Below are 25,470 nucleotides of genomic sequence, written 5' to 3'. Positions count from 1 at the left end.
ATACCCCCTCCGAATGTCTCCGCTATAATTCGCTGCAAGAGCGGCCGATGGAATAGGTGCCACGGTCGCCAACTTGATAGAGGAGCTGAATTTATGAATTCAAGGTTATGGCGTATGACAATCGGTTTCGCGCTTATACTGCTGCTTACCGCACCTCATCTCACAGGCTTTCCTTCGGCGTATGCTGCATCGCAGACGTATTATGTCAGCTTTTCCTCCGGCAATGACTCGAATGACGGGCTGAGCGCCGCCACTCCGTGGAAGACGCTTGGCAAAGTTTCCTCCCTCGCTTTCGGCGCCGGCGATGCCATCCTGCTTAAGAAGGGTGACACTTGGACCGGGGAGACGTTGTATTTGAACGGTAACGGCTCTTCATCCAACTGGATCACGCTCTCCTCGTATGGAACGGGAACCGCTAAACCCGTCATTACTCCCTATACTTCCGTGGCTGCGATTCCGGCCGCCAATCCGACGAATCTCGCCGCGAACGGCCTGCTCTATGCCGTCTATCTTCACAACGCGGCAGGCTGGAAAATCTCTGGACTCGAGATCGGCTATGCCAAGAGCGGTATCGTCTATGTCAACGATACTAGCGGTTCGCGCGACGGGTTATGGATCGAGAACTGCTACATCCACGACATCGTCAAATGGCCGATGAACCCTTTTCCTTCCGCCGACAATCGGCTTGCCGCCTTGCAGATCATGTCGTATTCGGTAGGCATCTACACTCATCTGGACGAATCGTCCGCCTCCAATCAACGGCTGAAAAACGTCACGGTCAACAATGTCACGATCGAACGGACCGACGGGCCGCTGGAGATTCGCAAAGCCGACAATGTGTCGATCGAAGGCATCCATACGAACGAATCGTATCGGGAAGGCGTCCAGTTGACGGGCATTAACGTCGGTTACGCCGGGACGCCGGTTGGCCTGCTGAAGGACAGCGTCATTCTCAACTCCGGCACAAGCGGTATGGCTTGGGGAACCGCCGGCTTGCAGTTTAACGCTGTGGAGAACTTCGTGGCGGACAATGTGGAAATCGGTTATACCCGATCGCCGAACAACATCGACGGCGTAGGCGTCGATTACGAGGGACTGAACAAAAACGTCACCGTGCAGAACAGCTACATCCACGATAATGCGGACGAAGCCGTGATGGTATACCGCAATCCCCAGTGGAGCGGCGGCGTCGAGAACGTCAATACGAGTCTGATCAACAACGTTTTCCAGAATAACGGCATTAACAACGATGGCAGCCCGCACGCAGCCTTCCTCGTGCAGCAATTCAACTATACGAATGGCGGAACCGTGTCAGGCAACACGATCATCAAGACAAGCCGGGCGCAATCGCTCAACATGATCGTCGAGCGCACCCCTCAATTTAACGAATACTGGCCTACGGGCAGCTATTCGCTCTCGAACAATACCGTCAAGCTTCCTAACGGCAATATTTTGAATTACGCCTCCACGGGCTTTAGCGGTACGCAGGGCAAGAACGGCTGGACCTACAGGCAGTTCAACGGATCGACGATCAGCGATCTCACTTGGAACAATACGGACCAAACCTGGCAAGGAAGCGCCACGTTCCTGCTCGTCGGCGAAGACTGGATGCATCCCGCGACCGGCTATGCGACCGAGCGAATCTGGACGGCTCCCGCCTCGGAAAATATTCGGATTACGGGCAATCCCAAGAAAACGGATTCCGCTCTCGGCAACGGGGTCATCACGAGCATCTGGAAGAATGGAACCCAAATCTGGGCTCAGGCGGTCACGACGACGACCGGCGTACAGCATGACATGCAAGTCAGCGTCAACGCGGGCGACACAATCGCGTTCGTCTTGGACCCTAACGGCGACTCCTCTTACGATAAGACGACGTGGAACCCGGTTGTGGAAGAGATCAAACAAACGACCTACACGGCAAACACGGACTTCGGTCCCCAGCAAGGCATGTACGGCTGGCGTTACGTCGAGAACAACGGGAGCGCGGAAACGAACATGACCTGGAACGGAACTGCGGGCGTATGGTCCGGATCCGTAAACAAACTGTTGATCGGCAGCGACTGGCAGCACCCGGCAATCGGCATCCAATCGCAGCGGAAATGGATCTCGCCTTCATCCGGAACCGTTCGTATAGCAGGAACCGTCCGGAAGTACGACTCGGCTTCCGGTAACGGCATTATCGCGAGCGTCTGGAAAAACGGCACCAAGATTTGGGGCGATACGGCGGTAACGACTTTGACAGGGACGTCCCACGATTTTACGACAACGGTGACGGCAGGCGATGCTCTCTATTTCAAGATCGACGCGAACGGAGAGCCTTCCAACGACAAAACGTATTGGAACCCGACGATCAGCCTTACGCCATCCTTCAGCTTCGACGAAATGATGGCGCCATACTGGTCGGGATCTACGATGTACAACGAATCGGTTCAGATGATCTCGACCGGAGGGCTTGCCGCCGAAGCCCCTCTCCTTTTCCATCCGACCGGAACGATTACCGTGAAGAACGCCCAACTCGGCACGACTTACGCGCAAGGAACCGATTGGACTTACGACGGCGCGACGAACAAAATCAAACTGACGTCCGGATCGGCCGCAGCTTATATGAATAGCTCGGACTTCTACCCTGTCACCCCGCCGTCCGGCTGTTTTACCGTTCCCAAGGTGGGAGGCGGCAACGTGCTAGGCTGCGAGGGAGAGTACTTTCACGACCGGCAGCTAGCCGTTAGCTATTCGCACAATTCGAACGTATGGTCAGGATCCATACCCGTTTATCAAGGAGGCAATCTGCCTCGGTCGATCGGGAAGTTGACCGCGGGGCAGCCTCTTGGCATAACGCTTTACGGCGACAGCATATCGGTAGGCCATTCCGCGAGCGGCGTGGAAGGCGCCGCTCCCGGCCTGCCCAACTGGGGCACGCTTGCGACGGTGAAGCTTCAGGCCAATTATGGCTCCAACCTGACGTTCCGCAATCCGTCCGTCTCCGGCCAAACTTCGTCATGGGGGGCGACGAACGTCCATTCCCTCGTCTCGACGAATCATCCCGATCTCGTCATTATCGCTTTCGGCATGAATGACGGAACGGGTGTTGTTGCTCCAGCTACCTTCAAGAGCAATGTCCAAGCCATCATCAACGATGTTCGCGCGACGAACGCCAATGCTGAATTCATCCTCGTCTCCCCTACGCTCGCGAACCCGGAGACGGGCTATGCCGGCAACCAAGCCGACTACAAAGCGGTATTGCAGCAGCTCGTCTCCTCCGGCACCGTCCTGATGGACATGACCGGACTTCATCAAACGCTGCTCGGCGCCAAACGATTCCAGGATATGACGGGCAACAACGTCAATCATCCGAACGATTTTCTCGTTCGGGCCTATGCCCAATCTTTATCCGCTTTGCTGATTCCTTGAGAAGTATCGGTCCCAATGCAAGAAGACCCGTCTCTGTGGCGGGTCTTCTTGCATTGGAACGGCAATCGTTAGAGAAGGCTTACTTGGCTATTTTCGCGACTTTGATCAGGCCGATGTTACTAAACAAGGCGTAGACGTTGCCGTCAAAGTCCGCGACCGCTTTCGTCGAATCCGGACCGTACTGGTTGCGGTACAGGAAAATAAACCTCTCGTTTCCGTTCCGGTCTAGAGAGTAGAACGTACCGCCGCTGTCGGTGAAGAAGACGTTACCCCCAGCGTCGGACCCAATCTCGTACGCATCGGAATAGCCAGAGAATCGAATATTGTAGCTCCACAGTGTTTTCCCTTTGGCGTCGATTTTCGAGATTCCATTCTTCTTCGTTTGGTTCATGTTGCTGACGTACAGCCCACCCGCGCCGTCGTTCGCCACATTGGTGCCCTTAAGCCATTCGGGCTTGAGTACAACACCATTTACTTGCTTCCCCGTGAGGGCATCCCACAGCTTCCAACCGCCGGCTGGCAGAATCTGAAGCAGGAACTCATCGTCGTTAACGAGCACAATATCTCCTTCGAAGCTACGGTTCCACAGTACGTTGCCCTCATCATCCAGCGCATACGTCTGGTCATCCGTCGTAACGAAAGTCGTTCCGTCGTAATCGGAGAACATGTGATACACATTCGGAAACGAGAACGAGTAGGTGCCTGATGTGTGCGTTGTAATTTCCAGAATGTCCGGAGTCGTCCAAACAATCTCTCCGTCGCGTACGCCAACGATGCCGTTATCGGTAAATGTCACAAACGTGCCTTCGGAGCTGCCGCTATAGCTCATCCATGCCGCTTGCCGCTGATCTTCGAACGTGATCTCCCACCGCAGCTCGCCCTCATCGCTTAGGGCAGCCACATATCCCGGCTTATAATCTCCCAGTAGATTTTCCGGTTGTTCGATCGCATAGATTGTCCCGTCAGCTCCGATATGAAGCTGATAATAATTAAAGGACATGTCCGGAAGCTCATAACGCCACACTTCCTTACCCGATAATTCGTAGGCGATGACCTCATTGCCATTCGTCACGAAGATTCGGGTTTTCTCTGTATTCATGACGATGTCCGTCGGGTCGGTCATCTCTTTCGTCCAAGCGATCTTGAACTGCTTGTAGCCGTAGAATTTCAACTTCTCTCCGCGATCGTTCACGTATTTCAATTCTTTATACTCTTTGGCCGGCAACCGCGTCGGAGCCTTCGCCGCCGGAGTAGCCGCCGTAACGGTTGTCACGCCGAGCGCTCCGACGAGCAGCATGACGAGCAATGCTCGAAGCATGAATTTGGCTTTCACTTCTCAGCTTCCCCTCTCAAGTAATTAATCTACTCTATACCGACCAGAATCGTACCCCCATCGCCAACAGCGATAAAGCTCGCGCCATCCCCTATCACTTGATTTATGGTACTAGTCGTAGGAACACTGAGCGTATCCCATGACACGCCGTCTTTGGAAACCCACATCAAGGAGTACCCTTCGTTTGTACCGGAGGCATTAAAAGTCAACTCGCTGGTTGCCATGAATACATGACCGTTCGAAGCCAGGGAAGTGACCAACCTTGCAGGCAAATAGTTGTCTTTAGCGCCAAGGTCGTCCCCTTTTTTCCAATTGACTCCATCCGTTGACGTGTACGCCTGCGTTCCGACAAAGTCGACGAACTTGCCGTTTCCTGCCGCGACCGCGTGCCCCTTGCCGATATGATTCGTTTTTGTCCATGTAACGCCATTATCTTTTGACACTTCATAGGCAACATCTTTTTGGAAAATATCAGAGAATTCTCCGGTCTTAAACGGGACGCCCAATAAAATGTTCCCGTTCTTGACCACCTTCTGATGTCGAACGCCTTCACCGAATAATTTGCGCTGCAATTGTACGGGAACCTCGGAAGTATCGTCATAGACTTTCCAGACGCCCTCTTGCTCCGATATTTTTACCGTTTGCTGCTTTATAAACGAGAAGAATTGGGACTTGTAAGTAGAGAGGAACACGCCGTTATTGCCCACAACTTTCTCATGGATATTCCCGGCCGTTCCTTGCAAAGGCTGAGATCTTGACCACACCTTCCCGTCCGCGGATTCGAGCAACGTGTTGTTCCAGCCCGATGCAACGTACCGACCATTGCTAGACGCGATGCTGAGCAGATCAGCAGACATTGGCTCCTTGAGCGCCATCCAGTTTTTCAAATTTGTCGACGAAAGAATATAACCGTAATCTCCGATGCCGATCGTCTGTTTGCCGTCCCAATACAGCTTGTTCAGAACCGCGCTGCGGCCTGCCGATCCGTCTTCCGCAGAGTTGTAATACCCATACTCCTGCACAGACGCATTTCCGGCAAAGTCGAATCCTATAATCGTACCTCGTTTGTTATCGGCCGCGATAAATCGGGAGCCGTCCCAAATGACGGAGTTAAGCGATACGACTTTCGGTTGGTTGAATTTATATTCCGTCCATTTGACGGCATCAGGAGAGGAATAAATGTACGTACGGTCACTCGATTTCTCCAGCGTCGTATTCGGCAGCCCCGTCACAGCCACGAAAGCTTTGCCGTTATATGCAATATCCCTAATTGAACTTTTCGTAAAATTAAATGCTACCTCTTTCCAGCTTTTAAAATCCTTCGTAATAGACACGCTCTTATACTCAAAATCTTCCCCTACCGTACTCCATCCCGTAAAAACGTAATATTGCTTGCCGTTCCACAGCAGCTTATGGCGATCTCCCGAACCTTTGGAAATAAGGGGAGCCTGCTTCCATGCAAGGCCATCCGACGATGTGAGAATGATGCCTTTGGATCTCCCTGAGTAGCTCTTCACGCGGGCTTTCTTCACTTGGCTGCTCACGATCCCGACCGCGACATAACGGCTGCCGTCCCAGACGACATCCTCCAGAATCAAATCGTTTTGCGTTAAACGCTTGGACCAATTCGCTTCGAAACCCGATCTATCCGACTTCGGCACGATGTCCCCTAGCGTATAGTTGACGGCGACCGAAGACGTGCGCCAATTCGTCCCATCGCTTGAGATCAGCAACGCCCCTCTGCTGCCAACTGCAATAAAACTGTTGCCGTTCGTGGCAACGGAGAAAAGATCGGCTACCACAGACGTAGGAACGCTTGCGCGACTCCAGTCCGTTCCGTTCGGAGAAGCCATAATAGAGGAGTCGTTACCGACAGCTACATAGACACCGGATTGATTACGGATAATGTCTCTTAAATGAGCAGAATGTACGTCATTCGCAAACTCCCATTTGATAGCTACATTTGATTTTGCAGTCACTGACAGAGGTAACGCGAAGAAGCTTACGCATATGGCCAGTACGAAAATACGATGAAGCGAAACAACTTTCAATTTCTTCATTCCCCTTTATGCTTGTGAAAAAAGCCAGCCCAAAGTGGCTGGCTTCTTCGCGTACTATTGCCCAAGCGCTCAGAGCCCAAACGGATCTTCCTCGCGCTTGCGATACTCTTCCTTCAATACGGTGTACATCTCGGCGGCGTCTTCCTTGCGGCTCGAATCGGTCAACCGTTCGATGCGAACGGTGAGCGTACGCTGGCCGAACTGAACGTCGAGCTCGTCTCCAACTTTGACGGTCGCGCTCGGTTTGGCCTCCTTGCCATTGAGAAGGACGCGCCCTTGATCGGACACGTCCTTCGCAACGGTGCGCCGCTTGATCAGCCGCGACACCTTTAGAAACTTATCAAGACGCATTGATTACTTTACAGCGTCTTTCAGTTTGTTGCCTGCTTTGAAAGCAGGAACTTTGGAAGCTGGGATTTCGATCGAGTTACCCGTTTGCGGGTTGCGGCCTACACGGCCGGAACGGCTGCGCGTTTCGAACGTGCCGAAGCCGATCAGTTGGACTTTGTCGCCGCCAGCGAGAGCATCGGTTACTTCGCCGAGGAAGCTGTTCAATACGGACTCTACGTCTTTTTTCGTCAAACCGCTTTTTTCCGAAATGTTGTTGATCAGATCTGTTTTGTTCATGGTAGGGGAATTCCTCCTATGGATTGTCTCTTATTCGTCCCGCGAGCCTTAGAGCCGCTTGGAACGTGGCTTGTTTTACAGCACGATGGATACTATTCTGCTCCTTGTTAAAAAAATCCTGCCGAATTTCAAAAAAATTTCGCGAAATAGGTAGAAAGTATGGGAAAATCGGCGGTATTTTAGGTTTTTTTAAGGAGAATCGTGCAGTTTGGCCTCCTGCCACCAAGCTTCCATCTCTATTAAATCAGTTTGCTCAAAAGATTTGCCTCGTATACGCAGTTGATTTTCGATATAGCGAAACCGCTCCGCAAACTTCCGATTCGTGCCCGCAAGCGCCTCCTCAGGATCGGCTTTCAGGAAACGGGACGCGTTAACGACGGCGAAAAGCAGGTCCCCGAGCTCATCCTTCTGACGTTCCGGAGATTCGTTCCGGGCCGCCTCCCGAAGCTCTTGCAGCTCTTCTTCGATTTTGTCGAACACGCCGGACAGATCGGGCCAGTCGAAGCCGACGCCGGACGCCTTTTTCTGGATTTTGTGCGCACGCGGCAGGGCAGGTAGGTCCTTAGGCAAACCGTCGAGGATCGAAAGACGCTCGGCTTGTCCTTTGCGTTTCTTCTCTTCGGCTTTCATCTGCTCCCAATTCGCCAGCGCTTCCTCGGCGTCTTGCGCGTTCTCGCCCCCGAACACGTGCGGATGACGGAAAATAAGCTTATCGTTCAGCTCGGCCAGCACATCGTATACGTCAAACGCGCCAGTCTCTTCTTCCATCTGGCTGTGCAGCAGCACCTGAAGGATGACATCGCCGAACTCTTCCTTCATACCGTCCGGATCATCCAGATCGATCGCTTCGATCGCCTCATACGTCTCCTCGATAAAATTACGCCGGATCGACAGATGCGTCTGTTCGCGGTCCCACGGACAGCCGTTCGGACTGCGAAGAATTTGCACGATTTCATGCAGCCGCTCGAACGAGCCGCGGCGCAGCTGGCTGTCTTCGCTCGCCGGGACGTAGACTAGCATCAGGTTGCCGTAGGACTCGAGGCGGTCTAGCTCATGCAGGGGAATTCGTTGAATATTTTCCTCGTTTGGCACGCCGAGAGCTTGGCCAACGACGATTTCATGGTCGTCCGGATAGACACCCATCAGCGTCAATTTCACTTCCGATGCGGTAAAGACGTCGTACACTTGGCCGATTACCGTGTGCAGGCGAGGGCGCAGATGCTCACGGGATAAGCTAGCCGCATCGAGCAGTTGGAAGCCTTCGATCGGATCGAAACCAAGTCGCGTGAACGCCTGGTCAAGGAAGCTCTCTCCGCCGAGAATCGTCAAAGCGACATTCTCTGAAGGCGCCCGTTCGCGCAGCAGTTGCACGGCACGCTCGGCAACCATCGGATGTCCGGGAACGGCATAGATCGTTTGTTCGCCGGGATGCTCTGCGGCGATTTGAAGGAGCTCGTCCGCGATTGCCTCGTACACGGCCTCGAAGGATTCGTTGCTCTCGTAGATGCGGTCGAACGACTCGAAGACGATGCCGCGAGCGGCAAGGTCGGCGATGGCCGGATGATCGGAAGTGCGGGCGAAACGTCTGCCGGCTTTCTCTAACGTTTTCAAGATGCCGAGAGTAAGCTGGTCTTCGCCGCCGGAGCCGAGGCCGACGATCGTAATGGAAGGCGAATCGCTGGATGCGGTGCTGCGATTGGTGTTATCTTTGGTGGAATTCATGGTAGAAGCTCAGTCCTTTCTGGGTAAGCTGGGTTAGGTAAAATCCGCTTGGGCGGGAGTTAATATGTTTTGCGCGTGCGTAACTCTGAGCCATTGGCGTTACTGGGCGGGAGTTAGTGCTTCTTTTTCGAGTAACCGCCTGCTGATAGCTCCGTCCGAGCGAGAGTTGTTCGATTTTTTCGAGCAACTGCCCCACCTGAGCCCCGTCCGAGGGAGAGCTGCTCGATTTTTTCGAGCAACTGCCCCACCCGAGCTCCGTCCGAGGGAGAGCTGCTCGATTTTTTCGAGCAACTGCCCCACCCGAGCTCCGTCCGAGCGAGAGTTGTTCGATTTTTTCGAGCAACTGCCCCACCTGAGCCCTGTCCGAGCGAGAGTTGTTCGATTTTTTCGAGCAACTGCCCCACCCGAGCCCCGTCCGAGGGAGAATTGTTCGATTTTTTCGAGCAACTGCCTGCTGATAGCTCCGTCCGAGCGAGAATTGTTCGATTGTTTCGAGCAACTGCCCCACCCGAGCCCCGTCCGAGAGCGAGTTGCTCTCTGCGTGCGTAACTCCGACCCATCGGCGCCGCTACTTGGGCGGGAGTTAGTGCGTCTGCATGAGTTACTTTGAGCCAATGGCGCTGAGAGAGTTAGTCGGTCCCTTCCGCTTCAGCCGCTGCTTTGCTTTTCCGCTGAGGCAAGGTCGGAATGCGGAGCAGCAGCGCATCCAGGCGGCTGCCGGAGGCGAAGCCCGGCAGCTCGCGCCATTGCTGCGGCCGCGCGGCGCCGAAGGCGACGAGCGCCGCGGCGAAGACGGCGGCGCCGACCGCGACGCCCGGCAGGGCGACGAGCAGCGCCGCCACGCGCGCGGGCAGGGCGGCGGTAGCCGCACCCAGCAATAGCGCGACTAGCGCGGCCGCGGCCGCCATCGCGGCCAGCGCAGCGCCAGAGCGCCATGCGAGCGAAGCGCGCGGGGCGGGCAGTTGGACGCGCTGACGCAAGCTCAGCGCGTTCAGCAGCGCAGCTGCAGCGTAGGCGGCCGCCATTGCGGCGGCGGCGCCGATAATGCCGTGCGCCGGCACGAGCGCGGCGTTAAGCGTCAACTTGAGCAGCGCAGCTGCGGCTAAGTTGACTGCGGGCGATCGCAGATCGCCCAAGCCCTGCAGCAGCGCGGCGCTTACCGCTTGCAGCGTGCCTCCGGCTGCGGCCAAGGCAATAAGTGCCATCGCCGCCGTGCCGCTGCGGTCGGCGAACAGCGCTTCGTTGATCGGCGCGGCGAGAATCGCCAGGCCGACCGCTGCCGCGCAGCCAAACCACCAAGCGGACCGCAGCGAGAAAGCCGCGCGCGAGACAAGCTCGCCCGTCATGCCACGCGCTCGCGCCGCTGTAAACGCGGGCACAAGCGCCCCCGCCGCACCCGCTGCCGCCATGACGACAAGCTGCAACAAGGCGACGCCGCGGTTGTATACGCCGAATTGCGCCATCGACCATACGGCCGTCGCCCCTTCGCTCTGCAACAAACGCGGAATCGAGAACGCGTCGATCAACCCGATCAGCGGTGCCGTAATCGATGCGGCGGCAACCGGCACGGCCACCTTCGCGATACGTTTGACGAGATCGACCCGGCTTTCCGGCAGTGTCACGATTCGAGGGGCGGATTTGCCGCCCCCGGCTCCCGTCCCCTTGCTGCCGTTGCCTGCCGCCAGCGTCCCAACGGCCTTTCCTCTTGCCTCAGTCCCCGCTTCTCCCCCTTCGCCGCCTGCCGCGAAGCTTTTCTTCGCGCCAACGCCGCGAATCACGATCGGCTTGCTTCCCGAGAACCAGCCGCCCGTCGTCCATACCATAACGACCAAGCCTGCTATCGCACCGGTAGCCAAGCCGCCGTGCACGGCGGCTGCCGTCGCCGGCGCGGACCATCCCGCACCTACCGCCACGAACAGCGCCACCAGCATGAATGTCACGCGGGCAGTCTGCTCGGCAAGCTGAGAGACGGCAGGACGCAGCATCCGCATGCGTCCTTGCTCATACCCTCTCAACACCGCTGTCGCAGGAGCGAAAAGCAACGCAAGCGACGACATTCGAATCGCCGGCGCCGCATCGTCCAGCTTCATCCAACTCGCCAAGACGTCCGCCCCCAGCCATAGCAAGGCAAACATAACAAGCCCGCTCGCGCCCAGCAGCCCGAGCGCCCAGCGCAATATGCGCTGCGCGCCCTCCTCGTCTCCGCGAGCCGTCCGGTCCGCAACAAGCGCGCTCACTGCAACCGGGACGCCGGCGGCGGCAAGCGTCATCCACATGATAGCCAGTGCATATACCGCGCTATACAGGCCGAATACTTCATCCCCGGCGACATTTTGCAAAGGGATCTTCTGCAGCGTACCGATCACCTTCGACAACAGCGCCGCCCCTCCGAGAAGAGCCGCTCCTTGCCAAAGCGCTTTTTTGCCCGAATGCATCGGATCGACTTCGATTTTCATCACCGCACACGTCCCCATTCCTCGCGCTTGCGTCGCCTACTCCGCTTCCTTGTTCTCCGCTGCACAGTTCGTGACTCGATTATAATCCAAAGCGCCCCGCTGCAAAAGCAAACAAACGCAAAGCGACCGAACCGCACGGAGTCTACGCTCTCATACGGCCAGCCGCTTTGCGCTGTCCTATAGCTATTGTTATCGCCACTTAGCCCTTCGTCTCGTCCCCTGTTCCCGCTATTCTTTCATAAAGGAAATCGACGACGTGCCGCACTTCCATCCGATTGCCGACCCCATGCTGCTCCACTCCGAGTTTCATTTGCAACAAACATCCGGGATTGCTAGTGAGCAAATAGTTCGCTTGAGTCCGGTTCGCATGTTCCATCTTATGTTCGAGAATCTGCCCGGCCATCTCCGGCTGCGTCACGTTATAAATCCCTGCCGAACCGCAGCAGCGGTCCGCTTCCTTCATCTCGACAAAGCGCGCATTGGAGACGCTTCGCATCAGTTGCCTTGGAGCATCCGAGCTTCTCATGACATTGCGAAGATGGCAAGAATCTTGATACGTGATCGTGACAGGCTCATCGTTGCGCCCGCTCTCTTCGGCAAACTTCGGCAGCCTCCCCCGCTCGACAAGCAGTTTACTGACGTCGATGACGCTGGAAGCGAACGATTTGGCTTGTTCGCTGTATTGCTCATCCTCGTGCAGAAGATGGTCGTATTCGATTAGCAGAGCGCCGCAGCCGCCCGCGTTCGAGACGACATATTCTACGCCCGCTTCCTTGAACGCTCGCACGTTCACGCGAGCGAGTTCCCGCGCCTGCTCCATCTCCCCGCTATGTGCATGGAGGGCTCCGCAGCACACCTGCGTCTCAGGAATAACGACTTCAAATCCTGCTTCCGACAGCAGCTTCACCGTATTCACATTCGTATCGGCGAACATTACGTCCATGATGCAGCCGCGGAACAGCGCCACGCGTGCAATTTTCTCTCCCTTGGCCGGGTATACCGTCCCAAGGCGCTCCACGACGCCTTGACCGCTGGCATCCGGCAATATTTTTTCCATATCCCGAATATGCTTCGGAAACAGATTCATGATGCCCGTTCCTCTAGCGACCGATCGCAAGCCGGATTTGCGGTAGAAGGCAAGCGATTTGCCGATCCATTTCAAGCGCCCCCGCTTCGGAAACACGCCTTTGAACAGCACGTTGCGCAATCCTTTTACGGCCATGCCGTGACTCGCGTGATTTTCTATCGCATCCCGAGTCTGTTCGATCAATCCGCCATATTTGACGTCGGCCGGGCACGCAGGTTCACAAGCTCGGCACCCTAAGCAATGATCCATTTGATCCGTGAAAGCCGCGTCGGGCTCCATCACGCCGTCGACGACCGCTTTCATCAGCGCAATTCTTCCCCGAGGCGATTCCGGCTCCAGCCCCGTTTCGCGGAAAGTCGGGCAAGCCGGGAGACAAAAGCCGCACCGCATGCAATTCGTCAGCTGATCGTAATCCAACTTCTCCAGCATCGTACGCGCCAATGGATTGGCGTGGTCAATATCGGGTTTCCCGCAGGCGGGCGCGTTCGTCATCTCTTTAGCCATGGTCGATCACCACCCGTTTACGTGTTTCCTTGGCGAACATTTTGCCGGGATTCAGAAGGTTATGGGGATCGAAAGCGACCTTGATGCTCTTCATGACCTCAATGCCGGCTTTGCCGATCTTCCATTCCAAAAATGGCGCCTTCACCAGTCCGACCCCGTGCTCGCCGGTAATCGTACCTCCAAGCTCGATGGCAGCTTCGAATATTTCTTCGAACGCCATTTCCACGCGGTGGACTTCCTCTTTGTCCCTTGCGTCCGTCGTCGCTGTCGGATGCAAGTTGCCGTCCCCTGCGTGACCAAACGTCGCGATCGTCACTCCGTGCTTGAGCGCGATCTCGTTAATTCTCAGAACCATATCGGCGATTCGCGATCTCGGGACTGTCGCATCTTCAAGAATCGTCGTTGGACGAAGTCGGGCCAGCGCCGTAAAAGCACTGCGTCGCGCGGTCAGCAATTTCTCAGCCTGTTCTCTCGTTTCCGCAACTTCAACTCTGTCTGCTTGCTCGAGCTCGCATATTTCCCGTATGCGGGCAATATCGCGTTCGACCGTCGCAGGGTCTCCATCCTGCTCGATGAGGAGCACAGCCTCCATATCTCGCGGCAAACCCAGCTTCGCGAAATCATCAACGACGCGAATGGTCGGGTTATCCATAAATTCGAGCGTTGCCGGAATGATCTTCGCCTCGATAATTTTGGATACCGTCCGCGCGGCGCAGTAGAGATCCTTGTACATGGCAAGCATCGTCTTCTTCGTCGCAGGCGGCGGAATGAGCTTCAGCGTCGCTTCCGTAATAATCGCGAGCGTGCCCTCTGAGCCGACGAGAAGCTTCGTCAAATCGTATCCGGCGACGTCCTTCATCAGTTTGCCGCCGGTGCGGATGATTTCTCCGTTCGCCAGCACCGCCTCAAGCCCGATGACGTAATCTTTCGTTGTGCCGTATTTCAAACCCCGCAGCCCGCCCGAGCATTCCGCGATGTTCCCGCCGATCGTGGATATTCTCATGCTGCTTGGATCGGGTGGGTAGAAAAGACCTTGCGCTTCAATCTGCGCAATGAACTCGGCCGTAATCATTCCCGGCTGCACCGTCGCGGTCAGATTGTCCATATCGATCTCAAGGAGCCGGTTCATCCGGTGCATGACCATGACAACGCCGCCTTGAACGGGAACGGTCCCCCCGCACAAGTTCGAGCCTGAACCTCGCGAGACGACGGGAACCCGATGCTCCGCCAACACCTTCATAATCTCCGACACTTGCGTCGTGTTTTCGGGATAAATAACACCGTCAGGCAAACTTTGAAGCATTGGCGTGCCGTCATAAGAATGGGCGACCAAAGCTTCCTTGTCGTCTCTATAGTAGCGATCGCCAACGATGCTGCGCAGTCGTTCGGTCAAGGTTTGATTTAACATCGGTTTTGTTGCCTCCTCTAACTCATCATGTCATCAGATGACTTTGAGAAAAATTATATGCTATACTGAGTTCTATGTACAGATCGAATTTGTAGAAGAGCCGTATTTTCCCGGGGGGCGATGACTTAATGAAGATCGAGACGATGAAGGGCCGCGAGCTCGTGGCCGACCATCTGCTGCAGCAAATCAAAAACGGTGAACGCAGCCCCGGCGAGAGGCTTCCTTCGGTCGTCGAGCTGGCCGAGTCGTACGGGGTCGGACGATCCACGATACGCGAAGCCGTCAGCGCGTTGAAAGCGATGGGCTGGCTTGACGTCCGCCATGGCGGCGGTACATTCGTTAGCAAGTCATTGCCGAACGAATCGAAGAATGCCGTGGATCAACTGTTCCGAGACGCCAATTCCTTGATCGAGTTGCTTGAAGTCCGCAAGGCGTTGGAAGTCGGAGCGGCATCGCTTGCCGCCAAGCGTAGGAGCGATGAACATCTTCGGTCATTGCAGCAATTGCTCATTGTGATGGAACAAAGCTTGGCCGACAACAACACAGCCGAAGGCGAACGCGCCGATGTCAGTTTCCATCGAACGCTTGTCGAAGCATCCGGCAACTCGCTCTTTATCCAGCTCATGGAGTCGTTGTCAGATCGGTTCGCCTCCACGATCCGACAGACGCGCGAGTTATGGTTTTACCGGGAAAACGCGACCGCCGCGAGACTGCTGCAGGAGCATCAGAGCTTGTATGAAGCCATTAAGCGACAAGACGCCCAACTTGCCGCATCTTTGATCGGTGACCACGTCGAGAAAGTGATCTCCGTTCTGCGAACGGCTTTGAAATAAACGTATCGCAATGGCCTCATACAAAAAAACCCGGGCTACGCACCTCGCGATGCATCCGTAGTCCGGGTCCTCCCACCAGCTCCGTTGCCGGCTTGTTACTGCTCCATCTGCTTCGCAAGGAAGCCTGCAGCCGTCTCGACCATCTTGCTCTCCATCTCGCCCATGCTCGCCTGATCTTCCTTGCTAAGCAACACAACCGTGCCGATTGGATCCCCGCCGGCTACAATCGGTGCGACGACGAATGCGCCGATCGTCTCGTTCCCATCCCTTAGTACCTCATAGTTGCCTGTTCCGGACTCCAACACGATTTTACGATTGTCCATACAGCTTTCCAGGACGCTGCCGATTGCCTTGTCGAGGTATTCCTTCTTCGAAGCGCCAGCCACTGCGATAAAGGTGTCGCGGTCAGAAATCATGGCGATGTGTCCCGTGCTCTCAGAAAGGGATTCCGCGTATTCTTTGGCGAAATCGCCCAACTCGCCGATGGGGGAATACTTCTTGAGAATAACTTCGCCGTCGCGATCAACGAAAATTTCAAGCGGATCGCCTTCCCGAATGCGGAGCGTGCGGCGAATTTCCTTTGGAATGACGACCCTGCCGAGGTCGTCGATGCGGCGTACAATTCCGGTTGCTTTCATGCTCATGTTGCCCCACTTTCATTGGTGTATTCGCACTGCGGCCGCCGGTTTCCAATGAATTGCCGGCCTTTATGACGAACGTTAGTACAATCGGAAAAAGGTGACATTGAACCGTAAATGTAGTATTCAACCTCTCCCATTTTCTTATGCGCTTTCCCGCCACTGGAGAAACGCACCAATTGCAATCGCAATTTGAAGTTTTGTTCTTTATTTCGAATTCCCAGCTTAAAGACTTCTCGTGTTGTTGCAAACGGGAGACTGCTTAAATTCTGGAAATCTGCTGCTTAGGCAGTTGAAATACGGCCGGGGAAATGTTAGATTAGTGTTATCGTGCAGTTCGTTATAAAGAACAAATGAATAGATCTTTTGATGAGGTGCCATACAATGATGAATCATATTTCCGAACAGCTTTTACCGACCGATCGTTTTGAACAATGTGAAGGCAATATCGTCAGCGACATGGCCGGGGAGAAAGTTATGCTAAGTGTAGAGAAAGGCAAGTATTATAACTTGGGGGAAGTCGGGGGGCGTATCTGGGAGTTGCTGAGCCCGCCAAGCACTGTAGCACAAGTCGTTGACAGACTGCTCGAGGAATACGAAGTTTCACGAGAAACCTGCCTGGCCCAAGTCAATGCCTTCCTCGATCACTTATACGCAGAAGGCTTGATCCAGCGCTCGCAGCCAGAATGAGCGCCTTTCGCAAATTAGTCATATCGGCCAAGCTCAACCGCCGAACAATGCTTCTTTTTACGGAAGCTTATTTACTGCTCGGGTGGGCCAGAATACAAGTAATATTTCCTTTCTCCAGACTTGCGAGACGCCTTGGAACGCCATCGGAGGAAACATCGGAAGCTTTCGTTCCGAGTGATTCGGCAACAGTTAAACATATTCGGAGCGCAGTTAACCTAATGAGCCGTTACACCCCATGGGATAGCAAATGTCTCGTACGCGCCGTCGCGGGACAGGTCATGCTGAATCGGCGATGCATCGAGAGCACATTATACCTTGGCACGGCCAAAGACGAGCAGGGTCGTCTCATCGCTCATGCATGGCTTCGCAGCGGACCACTCTTCATCACGGGAGACGATCTCATGCATGACTTTACGGTTGTCCAATCGTTCGCGAAATTCATCATAAAGTAAGGAATTTGTCTTCTACTGGCGGTCAAGGTTGCGGTCTTGTGTTTCGTTTCGTATCATTATAATATATCGCAATCAAATTCCAGGAGAAATTTTCTTCTGTCAATAAGATAACCTGGTGCTGAACAATATCAACAAGAGGAGGGATTCTGTTGATCGGTGAACGAATTCAGATGCTCCGCAAAAAGAAAAACCTCTCCTTGACAGAACTGTCGGAGAAGGCCTCGGTCGCTAAATCATACTTAAGTTCTATTGAACGGGGAATACAAATGAACCCCTCGATTCAATTTCTCGAGAAAGTCGGTGCCGTACTCGGTATAACCGTAGAGGAATTTCTTCAATCGGATAACGCGAACGCCAATTCGAAGAATCCCCTGGACAATGAGTGGGCTGACTTGGTGAAAGAAGCGATGAACTCTGGCGTCAGCAAAGAGCAGTTCAGGGAATTCCTTGAATTTAGCAGATGGAAAAATCAGCAACGGGACTCCTGACGTTCCCGTCATCCAACGGCGGAACCGGCCGCCGTTTGCCACTTGACTAGCTCCGTGGTTTGAAGCATGGCAAGACTGAGTCGAATATCTTCGATCGTCATCCCCATACTACGAGCTTCCAGAATCAATTTTGCCCATTCGGCGTCCAACAGCGTGTGATCGGTCTTGGATGATTTTGCCGTGCCCTTTAACACTTCCATCTCAAAATTCCCTCCGATGATTAGTCGGCCGGTTGCACCACTGACTCCATGCGTTTAAGGTGCCCAGATAAAAACGCATTTCTCAGTCTCCTGATTTTGTTGTTACAAGTCATATTATATATGAGCTTGTCGGATTAGTGTTGTCGAATTTTGGATGTTAAAGACCTATTTTTTGGACGAATTTTGTCGAATGGGATATTTTTTCAAACTTTTTTCATTTTTTATAACCTTCCGGATTGCTCCTTTGCCATCTCCATGCGTCTTCGCACATCTCTTCCAATCCCCTCGTTGCATGCCAACCTAACTCATTGTTTGCCTTCGAAGCATCCGCGTAACTGACTGCAATATCCCCAGGACGACGGTCCATAATCGCATAAGGAATCGTTTGACCAGACGCTTGCTCGAAAGCCGCAATCATCTCAAGCACACTGTACCCGCGACCTGTTCCCAAGTTATATACGTTAGAGCCCTTAACCGTCATAATATGCGCCAGTGCCCGAACATGTCCATTCGCCAGGTCGGAGACATGAATATAGTCGCGGACGCCCGTTCCATCCTTCGTCGGATAGTCGTTGCCGAACACGCCAACTTGCTCCAGTCGTCCGACTGCCACTTGCGAAATATAGGGCAGAAGATTGTTCGGAATACCGTTCGGATTTTCGCCCATTCGGCCGCTTTTATGTGCCCCGACGGGGTTAAAATATCGTAAAATCGCAATCGACCATTCCGGATCGGCAGCTGCCACGTCCTGCAACATCTCTTCAATCATTTGCTTTGTTCTGCCATACGGATTCATAGCTCCAAGCTGTGCGGATTCCGCGACCGGCATGCGGTCTGTCGTCCCGTACACAGTTGCAGATGAACTGAACACCAACCTGCGTACTCTATACTTTTGCATCGTCTCGCACAGAATCAGCGTACTAGTGATATTCGTGCGGTAATACCGTAACGGCTGTGCCACCGACTCCCCGACCGCCTTCAAACCGGCGAAATGGATGACGGCCTCAATCTGATGCCGCGAGAATACGTCGCTAAGCGCCTTTTCACTTAGTAAATCCAACTCGTATACCGGAAAATCCTTGCCTGCAATGTCCCGTACTCGCTCAAGCGCCTCAGGCTGACTGTTGACAAAATTGTCGACAACAACGATATCGTAGCCTGCCTGGAGCAACTCCACGCACGTATGGGTGCCAATATAACCCGCTCCCCCAGCAATCAGAATCGCCATAAGATTACACCTCCGCTTGTTTGTTAGACTTAATTCTCGAGATTAGCTTACCGGATAATAACCGTGCGAGACCTCTCAGGTAGGCGAACTCATCCGTTTTCCAGAAAACGATTAAGTACAGTGCCATAACGGAAACACTCGCTATTGAAGATTTGGCAATGATCGCCGTCACTCCATCTCCATGAACGAGACCGGCCAGGTGTTTCGCCGCATAGAATGTGCCGAAACCGATCACGATGTAAGCCGCATAGATCCGATAATGGAACAATACCGGCCTAAGAAACACCTTCTTATATACCAAATAAGGTGTTGTCCAGAATGGGAGCACAAGCGCGCTGACGAAAGAACCGATGAACACACCCGCAATTCCAATCCGCTGCACGAGCGCGATCGAGACGAGAAGGCTAACAGCCGCTTGAACCAACGGCACGAACCGATCTTCGTGGAAAATACCTGCCGTCGTTTTGACCGTAGAGATGGAGTTCCTCATCCCCCTTTCGACGAACAGGAGCAACAGAAGAATCAGCACGCTGTTGCTCATCAAATACGAGGAGCCGATCCACAGCGTAATGAACGGACCGATGACAATATAAAGTACGATAGCGAACAGCGAGTATAGCCAGAAGCTGAGCAGCAGCATGACCTTGTAGACGCTGTAAATTTTATCTTCCTTCTCCATCGTGACCAGATTCCCGACACTGTGGTACATGTTATTGAATACTTGGTAGATAAACGTTCTGCCGATTTCGATAAGCATCTTATAATTCGAATACAATCCTACCGCAGCCACGCTGACGTAAGTCGAGATAAGAATATTTTCCGTCCCGAGTACGAGATAGCTGCCGACATTCTGCAGAATAATTGCTTTTACATTCTTGACGATTCCAACTTTCGTCGGCTGATCGAGCTTAGCCTTGACTTTATCTTTCAGATAGGGATATTTCCGATTGGCAATGACATTTAATGTTGCGGCCGTGCCCACTGTAAACAGGCTGTCGATTATGAGGAACAGGATGTAGTCTTGCGTGTAGTACAAAATGCCGATCTTCAGCAAGGAAGAAACGATGGACGATACGGAGAACGTCAGTGTAACGATATAGCCCTTCTGATTGACGTTAAGGAAGGCGTTTTTGTATGAGAAAAAGTACGGAGAAACGGTGTTTAATAGAAAAATGAGATAAATACCTGTCAAATTCGGTACGTCGGTGTTCTTAACAAACTCGTGCAGAAACGGTAGAAGTGCAAGCCCGAGCAGCGCGACAATCGCGGCGATAACGAGGTAGGCATTCCGGTACAGGCGCATGAGCTTGTTGATCTTATCTCGATCGCCTTCGGCCACGGGCTTGTACAAGCTGTACATAATACTCGAGCCGATACCGGCTTCCGCTAGCGACAGCATAGCCAGGATGTTCGTAAACAACCCGTTGACACCCAAATATTCAATGCCCAAACTCTGAATGAACACTGTGCGGGAAATAAAACTTAGCGCCGTAATGACGAGTTGGTTGCCGACACCCGCCGCGATGTTGACAATCGTGTGCTGGATTCTCATGCTTTCTCCCTCGCGCTCGCCGCTTGAAAGAGCCGAATACAGAAGCCTTGGGTGAACGGCAGCGTAGAGAACAACATCGCATATACGCCGATGTCTTTCGTGTCTCCTTGCGAGAAATCGACAGTGCCATTACGCCGCGTTACTGACATGAGGTAACGTATAGCGCGGTCGACAGCGCTTGAAGCCTCTGAAGCGATCTCGGGAATACGCGAAGCTTGCTGCAGAAACCACGCCAATGTCGCCGTTGCAGAAGAATCCGGGCGCGACTCTGCTCGAATGACGGTCCAATGCCAGCAACCAGGGGAACCTTGGCACGCCATCGCAGCCTTCGCGAACCGGACGACTGTCGCTTCGAGCTCCGGCTTCAACTCGTGACTATCCGGAAGCTCGTTCCACGCATCGGCGAGACCGATTGCAAACCATCCTAACCCGCGTCCCCAGCCATACAATCCTAACGGATAGCCCGTGCTAACTTGATAAGCGTGGAACGGAACGTATAACGATTCAGGCATCGCCTGTTTTGCGTATTCCCGGATTTGGCGTACCGCCAGTTCTACACACTCCGGATGATTAAACGTCAAGCCGTATCGAACAAGAAACGGACAAATAAACCCGATCGTGTCGACGTAACGATAGTTGGCCATTCCCTTGCGATACAAAACTGTTCCGTCCGCGCCAATATGCTCGCGAATGAGCGCCCACGTCTCGTCCATCGCAGCTCTGTACGTGTCCGCCGCGTCGGGAAGCTTCAACACTGCGTAAGCGAGGATCGACGCATCCACATACTGCGGCTGATGGAGCCATCGGCCCTGCTCGTCAAATTTGGCGGCGAGAAATGCCTTGATCTCTCTTCTCGTTTCTTCGTCCTTGCCGGGAGAAGAATCGGTCGTCTCTGCCAGCCCAAGAAGCAAAGACGCTTCTTGCCAATGCTGAATGGCACGTTTGGCGTAGTTGCCTCGAAGCATATCGAGTGCAATAAACCGAGTGTTGTCTGTCGCACGGATCGTAGGCGTCCGATTCAGCCAACCTAATCCCCGCTTTGTGACGTCGCTCCCCCAACGTTCTCGGTCAGCATATCTGCCGATATGAATGCGCCCCAGCCACTCACGGGCAATCGGAACTATATCGATTATCACGATTGCCGCCACGAGGAGCAGCACGCATGCCGACGCCACCACGTATACCATGACCGCTCTCCCTTCCCTTGACTAAGACTTGAACAGCTCGTACAGTTTGTTAATTTCCGATTCCGTGCTCAGTTCTTCTTGTGCGAGATTGCCAGCGAATCGAAGGCGCAACGGCTCGTCTCGCAGAAGTCGCTTAATGCCCTCGCCAAGCGATTTAGCGTTCATCTCCACGATTAAGCCGTTCTCTTCGGTGCGAATTTGATCGCCGGCCGTCGTAAATCGGGTGACAACGATTGGCTTGTGTAAAATTTTTGCTTCATCTATCGCGATAGACTTACCTTCGAACCGTGAAGGCTGAACATAAAGATCCGCTTGCCCCACGTAAGGGTATGGATTTTCTTGGACGCCAAGCAACTTGAAACGGTCCTGCAGTTCCAAACGTTCGATCTCTCGCTCCAGATTGTTTCGCTCCTCGCCTTCGCCGATGACATACCACTGAATATCAAGTCCTTCATCTGCAAGAAGTTTACAAGCTTCCAGCGCCATGTCGTAACCTTTCTGTGGATGCAGTCGTCCGACGGTCACAATACGGAAGGCTTTCGAAGTCTCCCACTCGACCGGATTGTCAGCCATCGCTCGAATGACATCGGGAGACACGAGATTATGTATGACCCTAACTTTGTCCTGATAAGCCGGGAACCGATTTCTCAGCACATTGCCGCACTCTTCGGATACAGTAACGAGACTGTCTAGTTTGGCGAAATATGCATCATCCAGCACCGGGTCCATACCTAACTTGTCGTAATCGTTATGTATATAACCGATCTTGATCTTCGCCCGAACCCGATCGACGACGAAACGAACCGGGTTGTTCTCCAGATAACCGATAGCCACGTCGTAGTCCCGCACCAGCTTGGGCAACATCGGCGACAGGTGCCGCCACGCCCGTTGCTCCCGAACTGCCGGCCTTGTTTCCGTCCGGTGGATATAACCGAGTCTTACACGATGTAACGCCAGATGAGGCTTACCCCTCTTCAGTAGTCCGGCAATACCTTTGCCGATCGCTGTATCGAACAACGGATACAAAGGTGGGGCAGGCAATACATTCACTTGGCTCGGTACGCTGCCGAAGAACAGTCCCTCGTGCTTAAACAAAAACAAGTCCACTTCGTACCGGGTATAATCCATCGCCTGCAGTACTGACAACAGCGACTTCTCGGCTCCACCGCTGGTCAAATTGCTCATGACGAACAATACTTTTGTTTTCACCGCTCGTCCCCTATTCCAGCATCTCATACAGCTTGTCGATCTCATCTTCCGTGCCCAGCTTAAGCGTCGACAAACGCTCGCTAAACCGGTCGCGCAGCTTCTCGTCTTGCAGCAGTCGTTCAATGCCATTTGCGACATCTTCGCCGTTCATGTCCATAATAAGCCCCTCGGCTCCATGTTCGATTTGGTCTTGGGCCGTGCTGAAGCGAGTGACAACGATCGGCTTGGCTAATATTTTCGCTTCATCGATGGCGATCGACTTGCCTTCGAATTGAGAGGTTTGCGCGTAAATATCGGCTTGGCGAACATAAGGATAAGGGTTGGCCCTCAGCCCGAGCAGCTTAAACTTTCCTTCAAGTCCCTTCTCCTGGATAAGCCTCGTCAGCTTCTCCCGCTCGTCCCCTTCGCCAATAATGTTCCACTGCACGTTATACCCCCGGTCTATAAGCCGCCGACAAGCATCAATCGCGATGTCGAACGATTTCTGCGGATGGAGACGGCCGATCGAAAGGATGACCTTCTCACCCTCGCTCCGGTCAAAAACGTCTGTGCTCGTCTTATCAGCCAAGCCGCGGATAATTTTGGGAGAGACAATATTGTACATAACATCGACTTTATGGCCATGCTCTGGAAATTGGCGATGCAAAATAGCGGCGCATTCTTCGGACACCGTCACAATTCTATCCAGTTGATCGAAGTAGCTCCGATCAAAAGCTGGGTCCATGCCCATCTTATCGTAGTCGATATGAATCCAACCGACCTTTTTCTGCGCATCGACTTTGTCCACAACTAAGTAAGTAGATGTTTTTTCGAGAAAGCCGATCGCCGCGTCATACTTGCCGGACAGCTCTGGAACCGCTCGGGATAAGTACTTCCAGTTGTATTGTTCTCGGGTCGACGTATTGCCAGAAAAACGATGCCGCAAACTGTAAAGAATCCGACTAAAGGCAAGAGAGAACTGCAGCCGAAGCGCAAGCTGTCCAACCGCTTTGCCGATAGAGTTTGCAAACAAGCGATAAGATTCCGGCACCGGCAATACGCGCACTTCGGGCGGTAAGTATTCCATAAACAGTCCTTCGTGACTGAACAGGAACAAATCTACTTCGTAAGAATCGTATTCGATATGGCTGAGCAAGTTGACAAGGCTTCTCTCCCCTCCGCCCGAGGTCAGGCTGGGGATGACGAATAATAGTTTTTTCTTCATTTCTTCATTAAGCCAACTGGCTGATATACTCCACGGCTTTGTAAGACATCGACTGAATTTTAGGTATCGCTTCCGACAGCTGGGCCCGAATTCCCTCTTCTTCGCGGACCATCTCGTCGAATGCTTGCTTCAGCTTGCTCCCGTTCGATAGCTGATCGATGCCGAGCACCAGCTTCTCTTCTCCGAACAAATCTTTGGCGATGCCTTTCGATTTGACGCTGTAACCTAGCACAAGAGTTGGAATCCGATTGGAGTAGGCGGCGATCGTCGCATGTGTCCTGGCACCGATGAAAAAACGCATTCTCGCGATATAGCCTTTATATTGCACCGCCGTGAGATTGTCCGGCAGCAGAACGACTCTGCCGGTCTGCTTGAATTCCTCGTACAATTGGTTCAAAGTCTCATAGTCGTTATTGCCCGCTTCAATGACATGAGGCGTGAAAGCAATTGTCATATCCGTCGTATCGAGAATGTGCCGAATCAGTTCGCGCACGGCTGCGCGTGAGGCCGGGTTACGTTTGTGGACAAGCGGGCTGAAGTTCAAGCCTACCGTATTGCTTTCCTTCCAGCCATCCGGAAGCGGCAGTTCTTCCTTACTCATTGTAAAAGCCGGATCGGCACACAGCCGAACGTTGTCCAAGCCATGACGGCGAAGCATATCGTACGTCAACGTTTCGCGGGCGAGAATAAGATCGAACAACTTCAAATCCTCCAGCTTGCGTGGCGACATATCTTCTTCTCCGATGGAGCAGCCCCAAAGGACCAGTTTTTTCCCTTGTGCTTTGACCCGTCGATCGATCTCGTACCAACCAGGTTGCTCTCCGTAGCAGTAGTTGTCGCCACCAATCGACAGAAGTACGTCCATATCGTTAATTCTGCTAATAATATTATGGTGAATCCGGCCGAGCGCATAGGATTCGTTCTTGAACAGCTTGATCTGAAACGTCGAAACGAGCCTCTCCCACGAATAAGGAGAGATATGGCGGGTGGAACCGTCATAAATCCCATCCAGCAGCGGAATCATCTGATCCGTCTCCGGACGTCCCGATGCCAGATAGACGCGTGCTTCTCCAATACGCTCCTTCAGAATGGCCGTAGAAGAGCGCACGATAGCCTCGCACCCCCTGTTCAAGCTTCCTCCATGCGCAAACATCATGATTTTCATGCCGATTCTCCCA

General features: G+C 53.5%; 21 protein-coding genes and 1 riboswitch. Of the genes, 5 read left to right on the top strand and 16 right to left on the bottom strand.

Going from position 1 to position 25,470, the window contains the following annotated elements; translation table 11 throughout:
• The first annotated feature begins 93 nt into the window (after positions 1–93).
• Positions 94–3,414: an SGNH/GDSL hydrolase family protein gene (locus ACFPOF_RS29185; RefSeq protein ID WP_378138925.1), complete on the top strand. Its 3,321-nt coding sequence runs from the start codon at positions 94–96 to the stop codon at positions 3,412–3,414.
• A 79-nt stretch (positions 3,415–3,493) separates the two neighbouring features.
• On the opposite strand, the gene ACFPOF_RS29180 is transcribed toward ACFPOF_RS29185, so the two are convergent.
• The 8 genes from ACFPOF_RS29180 to ACFPOF_RS29145 all read right to left on the bottom strand — a co-directional run bounded on the left by ACFPOF_RS29180 (position 3,494) and on the right by ACFPOF_RS29145 (position 14,611).
• Positions 3,494–4,747, bottom strand: a complete 1,254-nt coding sequence (locus ACFPOF_RS29180) for an outer membrane protein assembly factor BamB family protein (protein ID WP_378138923.1) — start codon at positions 4,745–4,747, stop codon at positions 3,494–3,496.
• A gap of 29 nt (positions 4,748–4,776) precedes the next feature.
• Positions 4,777–6,807, bottom strand: a complete 2,031-nt coding sequence (locus ACFPOF_RS29175; protein WP_378138922.1) for a hypothetical protein — start codon at positions 6,805–6,807, stop codon at positions 4,777–4,779.
• A 69-nt stretch (positions 6,808–6,876) separates the two neighbouring features.
• Positions 6,877–7,158 (bottom strand): RNA-binding S4 domain-containing protein, encoded by a 282-nt coding sequence (locus ACFPOF_RS29170; protein WP_378138920.1) that lies wholly within the window; start codon positions 7,156–7,158, stop codon positions 6,877–6,879.
• A 3-nt stretch (positions 7,159–7,161) separates the two neighbouring features.
• Complete coding sequence (locus ACFPOF_RS29165) at positions 7,162–7,434, bottom strand: HU family DNA-binding protein (protein WP_378138918.1); 273 nt, start codon at positions 7,432–7,434, stop codon at positions 7,162–7,164.
• Positions 7,435–7,623: 189 nt separating this feature from the next.
• Positions 7,624–9,156, bottom strand: coding sequence for a bifunctional methyltransferase/pyrophosphohydrolase YabN (yabN, locus tag ACFPOF_RS29160; protein WP_378138916.1), 1,533 nt, complete (start codon positions 9,154–9,156; stop codon positions 7,624–7,626).
• 629 nt (positions 9,157–9,785) lie between these two features.
• Positions 9,786–11,612: a polysaccharide biosynthesis protein gene (locus tag ACFPOF_RS29155; protein ID WP_378139023.1), complete on the bottom strand. Its 1,827-nt coding sequence runs from the start codon at positions 11,610–11,612 to the stop codon at positions 9,786–9,788.
• Positions 11,613–11,811: 199 nt separating this feature from the next.
• Positions 11,812–13,203: a (Fe-S)-binding protein gene (locus tag ACFPOF_RS29150; RefSeq protein WP_378138914.1), complete on the bottom strand. Its 1,392-nt coding sequence runs from the start codon at positions 13,201–13,203 to the stop codon at positions 11,812–11,814.
• The gene (locus ACFPOF_RS29145; RefSeq protein WP_378138912.1) at positions 13,196–14,611 is read right to left on the bottom strand and encodes an FAD-linked oxidase C-terminal domain-containing protein; all 1,416 of its coding nucleotides are present in this window, start codon (positions 14,609–14,611) and stop codon (positions 13,196–13,198) included. Before ACFPOF_RS29145 ends, ACFPOF_RS29150 begins: the two co-directional genes overlap by 8 nt.
• A 128-nt stretch (positions 14,612–14,739) precedes the next feature.
• Between ACFPOF_RS29145 and ACFPOF_RS29140 the strand changes: the two genes are divergently transcribed.
• Positions 14,740–15,444 carry a FadR/GntR family transcriptional regulator gene (locus ACFPOF_RS29140; RefSeq protein ID WP_378138910.1) on the top strand — a complete coding sequence of 235 codons (705 nt, stop codon included), beginning with the start codon at positions 14,740–14,742 and terminating at the stop codon, positions 15,442–15,444.
• Positions 15,445–15,539: 95 nt separating this feature from the next.
• Here the strand turns inward: ACFPOF_RS29140 and spoVT are convergent, their stop codons facing one another.
• Entirely contained in the window at positions 15,540–16,082 is a 543-nt protein-coding gene (spoVT, locus tag ACFPOF_RS29135; protein WP_378139021.1) for a stage V sporulation protein T, read from the bottom strand.
• A gap of 387 nt (positions 16,083–16,469) precedes the next feature.
• Here spoVT and ACFPOF_RS29130 point away from each other — a divergent pair, with 387 nt between their 5' ends.
• The 3 genes from ACFPOF_RS29130 (at position 16,470) to ACFPOF_RS29120 (ending at position 17,712) form a co-directional block, all read left to right on the top strand.
• Entirely contained in the window at positions 16,470–16,772 is a 303-nt protein-coding gene (locus ACFPOF_RS29130; protein ID WP_378139019.1) for a lasso peptide biosynthesis PqqD family chaperone, read from the top strand.
• On the top strand, positions 16,769–17,224 hold the full coding sequence (locus ACFPOF_RS29125; RefSeq protein WP_378138909.1) for a lasso peptide biosynthesis B2 protein: 456 nt from the start codon (positions 16,769–16,771) through the stop codon (positions 17,222–17,224). The genes ACFPOF_RS29130 and ACFPOF_RS29125 overlap by 4 nt, the downstream gene beginning before the upstream one ends.
• A 149-nt stretch (positions 17,225–17,373) precedes the next feature.
• Positions 17,374–17,712: a helix-turn-helix domain-containing protein gene (locus tag ACFPOF_RS29120; RefSeq protein WP_378138907.1), complete on the top strand. Its 339-nt coding sequence runs from the start codon at positions 17,374–17,376 to the stop codon at positions 17,710–17,712.
• 8 nt (positions 17,713–17,720) lie between these two features.
• Here the strand turns inward: ACFPOF_RS29120 and ACFPOF_RS29115 are convergent, their stop codons facing one another.
• From ACFPOF_RS29115 to ACFPOF_RS29085, 7 genes are all read right to left on the bottom strand, one after another.
• Positions 17,721–17,912: an anti-repressor SinI family protein gene (locus ACFPOF_RS29115; RefSeq protein ID WP_378138905.1), complete on the bottom strand. Its 192-nt coding sequence runs from the start codon at positions 17,910–17,912 to the stop codon at positions 17,721–17,723.
• A 17-nt stretch (positions 17,913–17,929) separates the two neighbouring features.
• Positions 17,930–18,012: riboswitch (cyclic di-GMP riboswitch) on the bottom strand.
• 114 nt (positions 18,013–18,126) lie between these two features.
• On the bottom strand, positions 18,127–19,140 hold the full coding sequence (galE, locus tag ACFPOF_RS29110; protein WP_378138903.1) for a UDP-glucose 4-epimerase GalE: 1,014 nt from the start codon (positions 19,138–19,140) through the stop codon (positions 18,127–18,129).
• A gap of 4 nt (positions 19,141–19,144) precedes the next feature.
• Positions 19,145–20,692 carry a lipopolysaccharide biosynthesis protein gene (locus ACFPOF_RS29105; RefSeq protein ID WP_378138901.1) on the bottom strand — a complete coding sequence of 516 codons (1,548 nt, stop codon included), beginning with the start codon at positions 20,690–20,692 and terminating at the stop codon, positions 19,145–19,147.
• Entirely contained in the window at positions 20,689–21,879 is a 1,191-nt protein-coding gene (locus ACFPOF_RS29100) for a glycoside hydrolase family 88 protein (RefSeq protein ID WP_378138899.1), read from the bottom strand. The genes ACFPOF_RS29105 and ACFPOF_RS29100 overlap by 4 nt, the downstream gene beginning before the upstream one ends.
• 21 nt (positions 21,880–21,900) lie before the next feature.
• On the bottom strand, positions 21,901–23,088 hold the full coding sequence (locus ACFPOF_RS29095) for a glycosyltransferase (RefSeq protein WP_378138897.1): 1,188 nt from the start codon (positions 23,086–23,088) through the stop codon (positions 21,901–21,903).
• 10 nt (positions 23,089–23,098) lie between these two features.
• Complete coding sequence (locus ACFPOF_RS29090) at positions 23,099–24,292, bottom strand: glycosyltransferase (RefSeq protein ID WP_378138895.1); 1,194 nt, start codon at positions 24,290–24,292, stop codon at positions 23,099–23,101.
• 7 nt (positions 24,293–24,299) lie between these two features.
• Positions 24,300–25,457 carry a polysaccharide pyruvyl transferase family protein gene (locus tag ACFPOF_RS29085; protein ID WP_378138893.1) on the bottom strand — a complete coding sequence of 386 codons (1,158 nt, stop codon included), beginning with the start codon at positions 25,455–25,457 and terminating at the stop codon, positions 24,300–24,302.
• Positions 25,458–25,470: the final 13 nt, after the last annotated feature.

This window comes from Cohnella soli (genome assembly GCF_042655525.1).
GTDB classification, from domain to species: domain Bacteria; phylum Bacillota; class Bacilli; order Paenibacillales; family Paenibacillaceae; genus Cohnella; species Cohnella soli.
Note: the sequence above shows the minus strand (reverse complement) of the source record. Positions and strands in the feature narration are given on the sequence as shown.

Coding starts and splice junctions, on each gene's coding strand:
- ACFPOF_RS29145 (WP_378138912.1), bottom strand. CDS start 14,611: ATGTTAAATCAAACCTTGACCGAACGACTGCGCAGCATCGTTGGCGAT.
- ACFPOF_RS29150 (WP_378138914.1), bottom strand. CDS start 13,203: ATGGCTAAAGAGATGACGAACGCGCCCGCCTGCGGGAAACCCGATATT.
- galE (WP_378138903.1), bottom strand. CDS start 19,140: ATGGCGATTCTGATTGCTGGGGGAGCGGGTTATATTGGCACCCATACG.
- ACFPOF_RS29125 (WP_378138909.1), top strand. CDS start 16,769: ATGAGCGCCTTTCGCAAATTAGTCATATCGGCCAAGCTCAACCGCCGA.
- ACFPOF_RS29165 (WP_378138918.1), bottom strand. CDS start 7,434: ATGAACAAAACAGATCTGATCAACAACATTTCGGAAAAAAGCGGTTTG.
- ACFPOF_RS29140 (WP_378138910.1), top strand. CDS start 14,740: ATGAAGATCGAGACGATGAAGGGCCGCGAGCTCGTGGCCGACCATCTG.
- ACFPOF_RS29175 (WP_378138922.1), bottom strand. CDS start 6,807: ATGAAGAAATTGAAAGTTGTTTCGCTTCATCGTATTTTCGTACTGGCC.
- ACFPOF_RS29115 (WP_378138905.1), bottom strand. CDS start 17,912: ATGGAAGTGTTAAAGGGCACGGCAAAATCATCCAAGACCGATCACACG.
- yabN (WP_378138916.1), bottom strand. CDS start 9,156: ATGAATTCCACCAAAGATAACACCAATCGCAGCACCGCATCCAGCGAT.
- ACFPOF_RS29085 (WP_378138893.1), bottom strand. CDS start 25,457: ATGAAAATCATGATGTTTGCGCATGGAGGAAGCTTGAACAGGGGGTGC.
- ACFPOF_RS29170 (WP_378138920.1), bottom strand. CDS start 7,158: ATGCGTCTTGATAAGTTTCTAAAGGTGTCGCGGCTGATCAAGCGGCGC.
- ACFPOF_RS29105 (WP_378138901.1), bottom strand. CDS start 20,692: ATGAGAATCCAGCACACGATTGTCAACATCGCGGCGGGTGTCGGCAAC.
- ACFPOF_RS29090 (WP_378138895.1), bottom strand. CDS start 24,292: ATGAAGAAAAAACTATTATTCGTCATCCCCAGCCTGACCTCGGGCGGA.
- ACFPOF_RS29155 (WP_378139023.1), bottom strand. CDS start 11,612: ATGAAAATCGAAGTCGATCCGATGCATTCGGGCAAAAAAGCGCTTTGG.
- ACFPOF_RS29100 (WP_378138899.1), bottom strand. CDS start 21,879: ATGGTATACGTGGTGGCGTCGGCATGCGTGCTGCTCCTCGTGGCGGCA.
- ACFPOF_RS29130 (WP_378139019.1), top strand. CDS start 16,470: ATGAATCATATTTCCGAACAGCTTTTACCGACCGATCGTTTTGAACAA.
- ACFPOF_RS29185 (WP_378138925.1), top strand. CDS start 94: ATGAATTCAAGGTTATGGCGTATGACAATCGGTTTCGCGCTTATACTG.
- spoVT (WP_378139021.1), bottom strand. CDS start 16,082: ATGAAAGCAACCGGAATTGTACGCCGCATCGACGACCTCGGCAGGGTC.